Raw genomic sequence first — 11,608 nt, forward strand, 5'->3', positions numbered from 1 at the left:
GTGTTCCTCATTGTGAGTATTATGATTTTTTGTGTTGTTTTCTGTTTTTTTGGCTCAAGCGCTCCCGTGACACAGAGCGGTTGTCTGCATCATGGGAGAAAAGCCGGTTTGGGAAGAAGACGCAGAATCACTCTATTTGATTATTAGAAGATGAATGATCCGCCCCGTTTTGTTGCTATTGCTCGTTTAAGCCGCTATCTGTTTAAACGGTTTATATTTTTAAGTGATGGCGCACCTTATCGAGTTGTTGCTGTTTTAACTGACGGGCTTCTAGCGCCTCAGCCATGTTGACCGGAATAAAACGTGTTTTGTAGTTGGGTTGCATCTGGCCGATTAGATCCATGTCCGCACTGATGACCGTACCGATGGTGGCATAACCACCGCCGGAAACGGCGTCCCGATGTAACACAATGGGTTCCTTGCCCGCTGGAATTTGAATCGAGCCAATGGGATAGCAAGCATCAACGATATTGGAAGGATCGGAGCCCGCGCCAAAAGGTTGCTGACGAGGCTTGAACTCCATCGCCCGTCCGCCTTTGAAGCGATAGCCAATGCGATCGGCTTCGCTGCCAACCGTCCAGATGTCTTCAAAGAAGCGTTCTACGGCATCATCTGTTAAGCGATGAATATACATGCCTGTTATCATGCGTAAGGGCATTTCCTTCTCAATTGGGGGAATGCATTCTGTGGGAAGATGTTGGCCTTCTTTTGCGGCTTTTTTCGGCTTGCCAATCGGCAACTCATCCCCAGCTTCTAGCCGACGACCTTGATAACCTCCTAAGGCACCAAGGGTGTAAGTCGCGCGACTCCCAAGGGTCATAGGTACATCAATGCCCCCTGCCACGGCTAGGTAAGCTCGTGCGCCAGCGGTTGGATAAGCAAAGCTCAATGTTTGTCCTGCTTTGATCAAAAATGAGGTATCCAATGGCATGACGGCGCCATCGACTTTGGGGGACATACGAGCCCCACACACGGCGACGATGGCATCCTGTTGGAAAAGCAGCTCTGGGCCGAGCAAGGCACATTCCAGTACGGCATCCCCTTCATTGTTATTGACCAATAAATTCGCGAGCGTCATAGAGTATTGATCCATCGCGCCAGAAGGGGGTATGCCTAGATGATAGTAACCTTCGCGACCTTTATCTTGAATGGCGGTGGCCAGGCCAGGTTTGATGACATTAATCGACATAAAGCACCTCCATAATGGTTTTTTTGTACTGTTCAGGATCAGCCTGATAGTCTTTTAAATCAAAGGTAAAGGCTTGAGTTTTTGGCGCAAAGGTGCCGTTTTCGACCTCCTCTAGAATCCTGTCGTATTCCGCTCTGTCTATGGGTTTAAACTGAACAATGTCACCCGTACGGAAAAACACCATGGAGTCTTTTAAATAGGATAAGGTTTGCTGTGGGTCGTAAATGGGCGCCGGTGTCACGCCGAACATTTGATAGCCACCGGCTCCGCGAACGGAATAAATACAGCCAAAACAGCCACCGTGGCCAAGGGTTTGTTTTGGGGTATCGGTGCGTGGACTTAAATATTTGGGGACTTCAAGTTGCTTCGCCTGTTCGACCATTTGAAACATAAAGGGGAGTCCTGCGACAAACCCCACCATAGACACAAACCAAGGCGAGCCGCAGTGGGCATCAATAAAGGCTTGTACGTCTTTAAGACCATTGATGCGCGCTGCATACTCTAGATCGGTCGAATTGGGATCTTGATGGCGATCACGGAAGCGCATGAGAGTTTCATGGGTCCAAGGATCGTTATAAAGTACGGGGATTTCCACAATACGGGTGTCTAAGCGTTGTTTGCTATGATCTTGTGCCATACTTTCTAAGGCTTTTACTTTAGCAAGCAAGATGTCTGGATGAATCACATCCGGATTGAATCGTACTTGGAAGGACGCATTGGCAAGACAGACATCTAAAATGCCGTCAATGCGTTGTGCTTCAATGGCTTGCACCATGCCCAGACTTTTGAAAAAAGCCGCTAACGACATGGATTCAGATATCTCGGCAAACAGTTGTTCATCACCGCCAAAGGTATATCTAATGGGTTGTGAGAGCATCGTCCTTCTCCTTTTCAATCAGTTTATGAAGGTTTTCTGGCAACCACACTTCCAGTGTGCCGGTATCAAAGTCCGCTGCTTTTATGGCGGGATCTTGCAGTAATGCTTTATGCAACGGCATGGTGGTGAGTACGCCTTCTATTTGCGTCTCATTGAGTGCGGTTATCGCCCGTTCAAAGGCTTGTTGACGTGTTTGCCCGTGAATAATGATCTTAGCTAACAACGAATCGTAATACGGTGGGATGAGGTAGCCATCGAACAGATGAGTGTCGATACGAATACCTTCACCAAGCGGCCATTGCAAATGCGTTAGGCGACCAGGACTTGGGAAAAAGCCTTTTGCTGGATTTTCTGCGTTGATTCGCATTTCAATGGCTGAACCGTTGATTGTTATGTCATCCTGTTGAATAGACAAGGGTTCACCGAGGGCGACTTTAATCATCCATTGCACTAAATCGACCCCTGTAATGGCTTCGGTGACAGGATGCTCCACTTGAATGCGCGTGTTCATTTCAATGAAGAAAAACGCTTCGGTTGCATCATCGTAGAGAAATTCTAAGGTGCCCGCCCCCTTATAATGGAGTGCTTGCGCCAGCTTGGCGGCCTTTTGGCACAGTTGCTCACGGATGGTTGTCGATAAAGCGGGAGAAGGCGCCTCTTCAAACACTTTCTGACGTCGACGTTGTAAGGAGCATTCCCGTTCATATAAGTGAATGGCATGCTCTCCATCGCCCAGTATTTGCACTTCAATATGGCGTGCTTTTTCAATAAAGCGTTCTAAATAGACAGCACCAGAACCAAAGGCGGCTTTGGCCTCGCTTTGTGCGATGATGAATTCTTTTGCCAGTTCGTTGGCATTACGAGCAATTCGAATACCGCGACCACCGCCACCCGCAGAGGCTTTGATAAGCAGAGGGAAACCGACGGTTTGCGCTGCGGCAATGGCGTCTTCTAATGAGTCTATTTCGCCATCAGAACCGGGAACGACCGGGACGCCAGCCGCTTGGGCCGTGGTGCGTGCGCAGGCTTTATCGCCCATTTGGCGAATGGTATTGGCATCAGGCCCAATGAAGATTAAGCCCGCGTCCACCACCGCTTGAGCGAAATCGGCATTTTCAGATAAAAAGCCATACCCTGGATGAATAGCCGTGGCATTCATTTGTTTGGCCGCTTCAAGAATAAGCTCTGCCCTTAAATAACTCTGGTCAGCTCGGGCAGGACCGATGACCATGACTTCGTCCGCTAACATGGCGGGTAAGGATAATTTATCGGCTTCGCTGCAAACGGCAAGGGTTCGGATACCTAACGCTTGCGCCGCGTGAATAATTCTCACGGCGATTTCGCCACGATTAGCAATCAGCAGTCTGTGATCAGAAAAGTTCATGGGACACATCACTCCTGGATTTCAATAATGGCAACGACTTGACCTGGCTCAACGGGCTCAGAATCGTCCACGCAGAAGCGGATTAAGGTACCTTGGGCGTCGGCAGTGAGATCAGAAAACTGTTTCATCACCTCGATTAGTCCTATCACCGTTGTGTTTTCTACCTGATCCCCTTCGTTAACAAAGGCGTCAGACTCCGGTGATGGGCGTCGATAGAAGACGCCAGGGAGGGGGGAGATAATGTCTAGGGTAGCCATGTTTTGTTCCTCTTGAATGATTATATTGTTCTTTTATAAGAATCTTTTCTGCTTTAAAAATGCGTCAAAAGCCTGCTATTTCAAATGCTTAACCTCGCTATGATTGGCTTGGTGAGCGAATGTCTATCTCCGCTTCGTGCAAGGCTTTATAAGTCGCTTCCACCAGCGCTAGGGCACCGGGGGTATCACTGTGAATACAAATTGAGTCGAATTCGATTGGGATGTCTTCGCCTTCTACCGTGCGGACTTTGCCTTCTTGGCAGGCTCGGAGAACTTTTTGGGCTACCTGTTCTGGGTCCAACGCGCCAACGCGACGGGTGAAGACAATGGAACCAGAAAGGTCGTAGTCACGATCTGCATAAAATTCACAGATCACAGGATGACCTACCCGTTTGGCTACCTTATGAACATTCGAACCATGCATCGCATACAACATTAGCTCTGGTGACAACGCGTGCAGTTTTTCTACCAAAAGTTCCGCGATCTCGTCATTGCTAGCCACGTGCATGTAAAGCGCTCCATGGGGTTTGACATGTTGCAAGGTAAGACCGTGCAATTTCGCAATTTCACGCAATGCGCCAACTTGATAGAGGATGTCGTTCACCAACTCGTCTGCTGAGGCGATCATATGACGTCGGCCAAAGCCCACTAGATCCCGAAAGCCAGGATGGGCGCCAATGGATACACCATGCTGTGCTGCCATTTTGACGGTCTGAGCCATCGTGGTTGGGTCACCTGCATGAAATCCTGTGGCGATGTTAGCGGAGCTGATTAATGGCATGATGTGTTCATCAACACCATCGCCAATGGTCCAAGGGCCAAAGCCTTCTCCCATATCCGAATTGAGGTCTACTAATCTCATCAAACTGTCCTTTCTGTTTTTATGTTCAATCACTATATAAATGAAACGTGGTGTTTAAAAAGATCTATTTTTTGATAGGGTAGTATCTAAAAAACAGATATAAGGTGGGTGGACGATGGCGCTAACGATCAGACAGTTAAGATATTTTGTGGCCACTGCTGAAATTGGTCAGGTTTCCCAGGCGGCTATTCATCTTAATATTTCTCAGTCGGCGGTCACGACTGCGATTCGCGATTTGGAAGATTTATTAGGGGTAGAACTCTTTTTACGTAGTACGCAAGGTGTCAGCCTGACGGATCGAGGGCGACATTTTTTAAATCACGCCTATCAAGTCTTACGCAGTGTCGATGAAGCGCTAAATCTACCTCATACCGATGATGATGCCGAAGGGAAAGTGCGCCTTGCCGCCAGTTACACCGTACAAGGGTATTTTTTGCCTTACCATTTGCAGCGTTTGTCCCAGTGGTATCCGAATATCGCCATGGAGTTGTTTGAGTATGAGCGGGTGAATATCGAAGCTCGTCTTGCGGATGATTCTATCGATATGGCGGTGGTGCTAACGGATAACTTGACTCACCCAGACATCAAATCAGAGCGCTTATTTGTTTCTGAAAGGCGGCTTTGGATGCCCAGTAATCACCCATTTAGCCGCAAAACGGATTTGGTCCTGGAAGATATTGTCAAAGAGCCTTTTATCATGCTCACCGTAGACGAAGCCGATCAAAGTGCCATGCGTTACTGGAAACTCAAACAACTTGAGCCCAATATTATTTTGCGCACCTCTTCCGTTGAGTCAGTTAGGAGCATGGTTGCTAATGGGCTAGGTGTGGCGATTTTATCGGATTTGGTGTATCGCCCTTGGTCCTTGGAAGGTCGGCGTATCGAAACGCGTTTGCTGGATGATGCTGTGTTCTCCATGAGTGTGGGTCTTGCTTGGCGTCGGGATAAAGTGTTTACGCCGGCAATGAGTGCCATTCGCGACTACTTCAAACAAGGCTTTTTAATGCCGCAACAAAATCTATCGAAGCGCTCCTAAATCGTCGAAGGTGTCATAAAAGAGCGTCACAATAAGTCGTCAATTTTGTCAGTTTATTGTTCTGCGTGTCTATATAAACAAAAGAAATGCTATAAAAGAGGAAGAGTGTTATTCGCCGTTTTTTTAAAGCGGCTTTTTGTCAGTGAAGCGGATACATTTGCTAAAGCACGGTTGTGCCATATCTGTATACAGTGGTTGTACTGCCACAGAGTACCCGCGACCACTGAGTAAACAAGTGAGTAGAGAGACATATGTTGAGATTCCATCGAGTGACGACGACGTTAGGCTTGGTTTTGATGTTTGCATGGGGAAGCTTGCCGGCAATGGCGAGTGTGAAAACATCAGAATACCAGATTCATGATGTGGTGCATTTGCATAAAGATAAAACCTATTCGGATGTGACGACGTTTGATCGCACGGTACTTAGGGCGACCGACATTGATAATGCCGGACAGTTTTCGACTACCTTTGACCCCCATAATCAGACCTATAAACTGTTGAGTGCTTGGGTTCTTCAACCGGATGGACAGAAAATCGATGTGCCAGCCAGCAGTGTATTAATCCGGCCTAGTGCCGCCGCGCAAGATGCGCCAGGCTTTGTCTCCACCAAGACGGCGACCATATTGTTTCCGCAAGTAAAAATTGGCTCTAAAGTGCACGCAGAAGTGAAGATCACGACTTTTAAAGCCTATAAACTGGGCTATAGTGATGCGTTTTCGGCGGGCATTTTCCACAATGGTGATGTCTATGTGACGCTCTATGCCCCTGCTTCTCTGCCCTTGAGTGTTGGCGTCCAGAATGGTTTTCAGTATACCAATAAGATTGAAGGAGACCGTCGGGTAATCACGGGCCAATATCATATGCGTGGTGCTTCTCCTTCATTGTACGAAAATCATATGCCTAACCCATTGGATCTTAGTCCCCTGTTGAGTGTATCGACCATCACCAGTTACCTTGAGTTAGCAAAGGACTATTATCATTTATCGGCTAACAAAGCGGATGTAACCCCCGAAATCCAAGCGTTGGCGAATCACATTACCCAAGGTAAACAAGGCAAAGCGGCGGCTCGTGCATTATACGACTGGGTGACGAAAAACATTCGCTATGTGGCGATGTATTTAACCGCCAATTCGAGTTGGATTCCCCATAGTGCCAATCAAGTGCTGGAGAATGGTTATGGCGATTGCAAAGACCATGTGGTGTTATTGCAGGCTTTATTGACCGCAAAAGGCATTAAGTCGGATCCCGCGATCATCAATTGGAGTAACCGTAATGTGGATTGGCCCGCACCTTCTGTGGAAGCCTTTAACCACATGATTATCTATTTGCCAGAATTTCACTTATACGCTAACCCGACTGATCAAAGCGCCTCATTTGGGGTGTTGGATTATGGCTTAAGCAATAAACAAGTCCTGTTAGTGGGTAAGCATCCAAAGCTGACTCGTACGCCGAAAGTGATCCCTAGAGAGGCGCGTTTTGTCACCAACGGCGACATTAAAATTAGTCGTGATGGCACCATTAAGGGCAAAGCGTACGTTAGCATGTCGCCTATATTGGCCTCTTATTTGCGCTATCAGTTGTCGAATAAAGAGAACCGACAAGATGCGCTGAAGCAGGCATTATCCTTGTTGCCCCACTACGGGTTTGGGCATATTAAAACAACAGACCCTCATAATTTGGATGTGCCTTTTAGCTTTTCGATGGATTGGATCTCGCGCAAAGCCTTGCATGTGGGAACGCGGGCATTTGTCTTGCCAGATATGCCAAATTTTGCCCCACAAGATCCGCCACAGCAATATTTGCGGGAAGATGCGGTACGTCGTTACCCAGTGATGCTACAGCCTAAAGACTTGCATTGGCACTTTACTCTCACGCCACCTAAGGGCTATCGCTTTGACGATTTGCCACCAAATGTGAATGTACGTAATTCTGTTGGTGATTTTGTGGCGAGCTATCGTTTGAAAGGCCATAGTATGGTGGTGGATCGAGAACTGATTTTAAAAGTCCGACAGGTACCAGCGAAACATTATGACTCAGTTGAAAACATTGCTAGAGCCGTGATTGATGATGAACAGTCGATAGTGAGCCTCAAAAAACGGTAATGATTTAGGGCTAGTCTAAGTACGTTGAAGGACGTAACCGGGAGATTGCTGTATGAAGCGTGTGCTGGCTTTTTGTGTTGATAAGTATTTCAGGTTATGGATTCGTAATGAACCGATATTGGATAAATCGCAACTGTTCCCACAGGGTCAGGCATTTGAAGACAACTGGCAACAGATTAGGCATGAAGTGGGACACTATCTAGAGTCAAAATGGCAGCAGGTACCGGAGTTTAGCCAAGTGGATGCCCATCAATACGACATTGCCAATACCGACTCACACAAGTGGAAAACCGCCATTGTCAAAATGTATGGTGTGTACATGAATGAGTCCATCAGTCCGACCTTGGTGCGTTTGGTGCGCGAGAACGACCTGCTTATTAGTAGTGCGTTGATTTCTTGTATGGAAGCGGGAAAAGATGTGCCTATTCACAAAGGACCGAATAAAGGCGTGATGCGCTATCACTTGCCTTTGTTTGTGGCCCCCGGCGAGTGTTTTCTTACTATTGATGGCCAGCGTGTGGACTTAACCGAAGGTACTGGCTTGCTGTGGGACGATGCTTTCCCTCATGGTGCGTCTAATTTCACCCCATCGACTCGGGTGGTGTTATTACTGGATGTGAAACGTCGTTTGCCTTGGCATTTGAATTGGTTGTACGAGCGGATTTTAGCTGCATTAAGGCAGACTGAAGAGTTTAAAGAGGCGGTTCGAAAAGCGCAGATCCAGTAATGGATAGGCGTTTTTTGATGCGCTCGGTCAGTGCTTTTGCATGTCTCTATTTATAAGTCACTATTTGTTATGAGTCACTATTTGCCCGTCGATAGCGGCAAGTACACATTATTGAGAATGAGAAACACCTATAAGAGTAAGAGTGAAAGGAGTACAAATGAAACAATCACATATAGTGGCGTGTTTGCTGCTAAGTTGCATGTCACTCACTGCAGAGGCTGCTTCTAATACTGACTCTATACTGGATGACAATTCGTCTAACTTCCCCATCTCTCGACTGGATTACATTGGGGAATACATTATTCCAAATGATACAAAATTTGATCATGTCTTAGTCGGTGGTTTGTCAGGGATTGATTACAGTGCGGATCGCAAACAATGGTTGATGATCAGCGATGACAGAGCCAGTAAAGGGCCAGCACGTGCGTATTTGGGGAGCATGTCGGTTACCAAAGATAAAGTCGGCCCGATGACCTTAACCAAGATGATTTCCCTTTATCAGCCTGATGACACCCTTTATCCGAGTAAGGAAACCTATGAAAAAGATCATAAGGGAATGGTGCCGGATTTTGAGTCTATTCGTTTTAATCCCTTCACAACGGGTTTTCGTTATACCAGTGAAGGGGATCGTGTTCTAGGGATGAGCCCTTTTATCCGCGATGCGTTTATGGATGGTCATTACTTTGATGATTTACCCATTCCACAAGCCTACCGCTATGACCCGAACAATAACCAAGTGGGCTTTCGCGATAATTTTGCTCTAGAAGGCAGTAGCTTTACCCCCAATGGAAAAATGTACTTTGCCGCGATGGAAGCTCCTTTAAAGCAAGATGGCGCATTGCCTTCTTTGACGAAAGGCGCGTATTCCCGAGTAATTCGTTATGATGAGTTAGGGGATGTTATCGGTGAGTACGTATACCCGATTGATCCACTGCCAGCGAAGCCAGGAGCAGGTAAACACGCCGACAATGGCGTGTCAGAAATTTTGGCGTTGAACAGTCAACAGTTATTAGTTGTGGAGCGTGCAGGCATTCAGGATGCCGCAGGGCACTATCATGATTATATTCGCATCTATCAGGCGGATATTGATAACGCGACTAACGTTATTGGGGTGCAAACCTTGGTACCAGGACAATATCTGCCGATGAAAAAACACTTGTTGCTGAATTTGAATGATGACAAGCGTCTACCGAAACTCGATAACATCGAAGGTATCACATGGGGGCCCAAATTAGCGAATGGTCAACGCACACTGGTTCTTATATCCGATAATAATTTCAATGCATCGGAAGTGACGCAATTATTAGCTTTTAAAGTGGTGTATAAAAAGGATTAAAACAGACGATCTTTTTCCTAGGAAAGTCACTTAGTGATTGAAGGATAATAGTCAAAAAAACATAAGAATCATTTACAAAGTGTATATAAATAGGCCTAGCGTCATGGTTTTTGCGGGTAATGGTAAGTTATCTGTAAGCTGGCGCTAGGTCACATTTATGACATGATACTGTCATTTATCCACTCTAGTCTCACCCCCAAGTAAGCATTTCTACTTACTCTAGTACATATAATCCATCAATGCCTATCAGAGGGTCGTCCAATGAGTTTGCTCAAACCATCGCTGTTAAGTGCGTGTACTGCACTCGCTCTGCCTTTGTGTTTATCTACTGTGGCCCATGCGTCCAGTATGTCTCATCATACAAAAACACCGATTAAACACGTTGTCGTGATTTTCCAAGAGAACGTGTCTTTTGATCACTACTTTGGTACTTACCCCCATGCGACCAACCCAAAAGGGGAGCCCGCTTTCCATGCTAAAGCCAACACGCCTGCGGTGAACACCTTAACGGAACAGTTGCTGACACATAATCCTAACTCTCTCAATCCATTCTTGCTGCCACGCAACCAAGAGCCATTTGATCAAGACCACGGTTATGAAGCCGAACAAGATGCTTACAACGGTGGTTTGATGAACCAGTTTTATGAAAAAACCGGGGACAAATATTCCAAAGTTGGTCAGCGTCAGGTGATGGGATATTACGATGGTAATAGCGTGACAGCGTTGTGGAACTATGCGCAACACTTTGCGATGAGTGATAACTCTTACGGCACTATCTTTGGACCATCTAGCCCAGGGGCATTAAATTTGGTGGCGGGTCGCACCGGTCCTGTCATTGAGAAAACTCTTCCAGGTGTAGAAGGTGGCAATCTTGTGAGCGATGATAACCCTCGCCTAGACGATTGTGCTTATAAAGATGCCGCCGATGCGAAAAAATTTGAAACAAATTTAACCGTGGTCGACCCTCACAAGCGAGTGGTATTGACGGGGAAAAACATTGGTGATTTGTTGAATAAGAAACACGTCACTTGGGGCTGGTTTGAAGGCGGTTTTGATCCAACCAGTTACCAAAATGGTTTTGCTGTGTGTGGTGCGAAAAGTACTAATGAATTCGGTGGTGTGAAGGGGGATTACATTCCTCACCATGAACCGTTCCAATACTTTCAATCCACTGCTAACCCTCACCACTTACCACCTTCTAGCATTGCAATGGTGGGTAAGACAGATCAAGCGAATCACCAATACAGCTTAAAAACTTTCTGGAAAGCAGCGGATTCCGGTCATCTTCCAGCGGTGGCTTTCTTGAAAGCGAAGGGCATTGAAGACGGTCATGCTGGTTACTCAAACCCATTAGATGAGCAGCGTTTCTTGGTTAAGACGATTAACCGTCTTGAAAAACTGCCTACTTGGAAAGACACCTTAATCGTGATTGCTTATGACGATTCCGATGGTTACTACGACCATGTCATGCCGCCAAAAAACCACTTTGCTAATGTAACAGGCCGCCATGGTTATGGTCCTCGCTTGCCTTTATTGGTGATCTCTCCTTACGCCAAACAAAACTTTGTTGATCATAGTGTGACGGATCAAAGCTCGATTATGCGCTTTATCGAAGACAACTGGAGATTGGGCCGAGCAGGTCATTCTATGGACGCTCATTCGGGTACCTTGGATCACATGTTGCACTTTGGTCATGGTCACAGAGCCCACTCTCTGATGCTTAACCCTAAAACAGGTGAAGTAGTCTCTTCTTAAAATAAGTATTGTCTCAAGGAGGAGTTGAACGGACGAAACGAGTCATACACTCGTTTCGTTTTTTTGTTGATAAGACGATTTAA

At 46.6% G+C, this 11,608-nt stretch carries 10 protein-coding genes; 5 read left to right on the top strand and 5 right to left on the bottom strand.

Annotated features, from left to right (window positions below; translation table 11 throughout):
• Positions 1-211: 211 nt before the first annotated feature.
• The 5 genes from AC0VYI_RS01065 to AC0VYI_RS01085 all read right to left on the bottom strand — a co-directional run bounded on the left by AC0VYI_RS01065 (position 212) and on the right by AC0VYI_RS01085 (position 4,569).
• Positions 212-1,189, bottom strand: coding sequence for a 5-oxoprolinase subunit C family protein (locus AC0VYI_RS01065; RefSeq protein ID WP_475446707.1), 978 nt, complete (start codon positions 1,187-1,189; stop codon positions 212-214).
• Positions 1,179-2,066, bottom strand: coding sequence for a 5-oxoprolinase subunit B family protein (locus AC0VYI_RS01070; RefSeq protein ID WP_475446709.1), 888 nt, complete (start codon positions 2,064-2,066; stop codon positions 1,179-1,181). Before AC0VYI_RS01070 ends, AC0VYI_RS01065 begins: the two co-directional genes overlap by 11 nt.
• Positions 2,047-3,450, bottom strand: a complete 1,404-nt coding sequence (locus AC0VYI_RS01075) for an acetyl-CoA carboxylase biotin carboxylase subunit (RefSeq protein ID WP_475446711.1) — start codon at positions 3,448-3,450, stop codon at positions 2,047-2,049. The genes AC0VYI_RS01070 and AC0VYI_RS01075 overlap by 20 nt, the downstream gene beginning before the upstream one ends.
• Positions 3,451-3,458: 8 nt before the next feature.
• Positions 3,459-3,707, bottom strand: a complete 249-nt coding sequence (locus AC0VYI_RS01080) for an acetyl-CoA carboxylase (RefSeq protein WP_475446713.1) — start codon at positions 3,705-3,707, stop codon at positions 3,459-3,461.
• 97 nt (positions 3,708-3,804) lie between these two features.
• Positions 3,805-4,569 carry a 5-oxoprolinase subunit PxpA gene (locus AC0VYI_RS01085; protein ID WP_233407610.1) on the bottom strand — a complete coding sequence of 255 codons (765 nt, stop codon included), beginning with the start codon at positions 4,567-4,569 and terminating at the stop codon, positions 3,805-3,807.
• 115 nt (positions 4,570-4,684) lie between these two features.
• Here AC0VYI_RS01085 and AC0VYI_RS01090 point away from each other — a divergent pair, with 115 nt between their 5' ends.
• The 5 genes from AC0VYI_RS01090 to AC0VYI_RS01110 all read left to right on the top strand — a co-directional run bounded on the left by AC0VYI_RS01090 (position 4,685) and on the right by AC0VYI_RS01110 (position 11,525).
• Complete coding sequence (locus AC0VYI_RS01090; protein ID WP_475446716.1) at positions 4,685-5,605, top strand: LysR family transcriptional regulator; 921 nt, start codon at positions 4,685-4,687, stop codon at positions 5,603-5,605.
• A gap of 251 nt (positions 5,606-5,856) precedes the next feature.
• The gene (locus AC0VYI_RS01095; RefSeq protein ID WP_475446717.1) at positions 5,857-7,707 is read left to right on the top strand and encodes a DUF3857 domain-containing transglutaminase family protein; all 1,851 of its coding nucleotides are present in this window, start codon (positions 5,857-5,859) and stop codon (positions 7,705-7,707) included.
• 52 nt (positions 7,708-7,759) lie between these two features.
• Entirely contained in the window at positions 7,760-8,434 is a 675-nt protein-coding gene (locus AC0VYI_RS01100) for an aspartyl/asparaginyl beta-hydroxylase domain-containing protein (RefSeq protein ID WP_199475561.1), read from the top strand.
• A 157-nt stretch (positions 8,435-8,591) separates the two neighbouring features.
• Positions 8,592-9,770 (top strand): esterase-like activity of phytase family protein, encoded by a 1,179-nt coding sequence (locus tag AC0VYI_RS01105; protein WP_475446720.1) that lies wholly within the window; start codon positions 8,592-8,594, stop codon positions 9,768-9,770.
• A gap of 261 nt (positions 9,771-10,031) precedes the next feature.
• Entirely contained in the window at positions 10,032-11,525 is a 1,494-nt protein-coding gene (locus AC0VYI_RS01110) for an alkaline phosphatase family protein (RefSeq protein WP_475446722.1), read from the top strand.
• Positions 11,526-11,608: the final 83 nt, after the last annotated feature.

It is taken from the genome of Marinomonas sp. 63XJN7_9_ISO-PGPR-S23-217 (assembly GCF_056173515.1).

Bases quoted from the DNA above. Each gene is read 5' to 3' on its own strand.
- AC0VYI_RS01085 (WP_233407610.1), bottom strand. From the start codon at position 4,569: ATGAGATTAGTAGACCTCAATTCGGATATGGGAGAAGGCTTTGGCCCT.
- AC0VYI_RS01105 (WP_475446720.1), top strand. From the start codon at position 8,592: ATGAAACAATCACATATAGTGGCGTGTTTGCTGCTAAGTTGCATGTCA.
- AC0VYI_RS01075 (WP_475446711.1), bottom strand. From the start codon at position 3,450: ATGAACTTTTCTGATCACAGACTGCTGATTGCTAATCGTGGCGAAATC.
- AC0VYI_RS01090 (WP_475446716.1), top strand. From the start codon at position 4,685: ATGGCGCTAACGATCAGACAGTTAAGATATTTTGTGGCCACTGCTGAA.
- AC0VYI_RS01080 (WP_475446713.1), bottom strand. From the start codon at position 3,707: ATGGCTACCCTAGACATTATCTCCCCCCTCCCTGGCGTCTTCTATCGA.
- AC0VYI_RS01065 (WP_475446707.1), bottom strand. From the start codon at position 1,189: ATGTCGATTAATGTCATCAAACCTGGCCTGGCCACCGCCATTCAAGAT.
- AC0VYI_RS01070 (WP_475446709.1), bottom strand. From the start codon at position 2,066: ATGCTCTCACAACCCATTAGATATACCTTTGGCGGTGATGAACAACTG.
- AC0VYI_RS01095 (WP_475446717.1), top strand. From the start codon at position 5,857: ATGTTGAGATTCCATCGAGTGACGACGACGTTAGGCTTGGTTTTGATG.
- AC0VYI_RS01110 (WP_475446722.1), top strand. From the start codon at position 10,032: ATGAGTTTGCTCAAACCATCGCTGTTAAGTGCGTGTACTGCACTCGCT.
- AC0VYI_RS01100 (WP_199475561.1), top strand. From the start codon at position 7,760: ATGAAGCGTGTGCTGGCTTTTTGTGTTGATAAGTATTTCAGGTTATGG.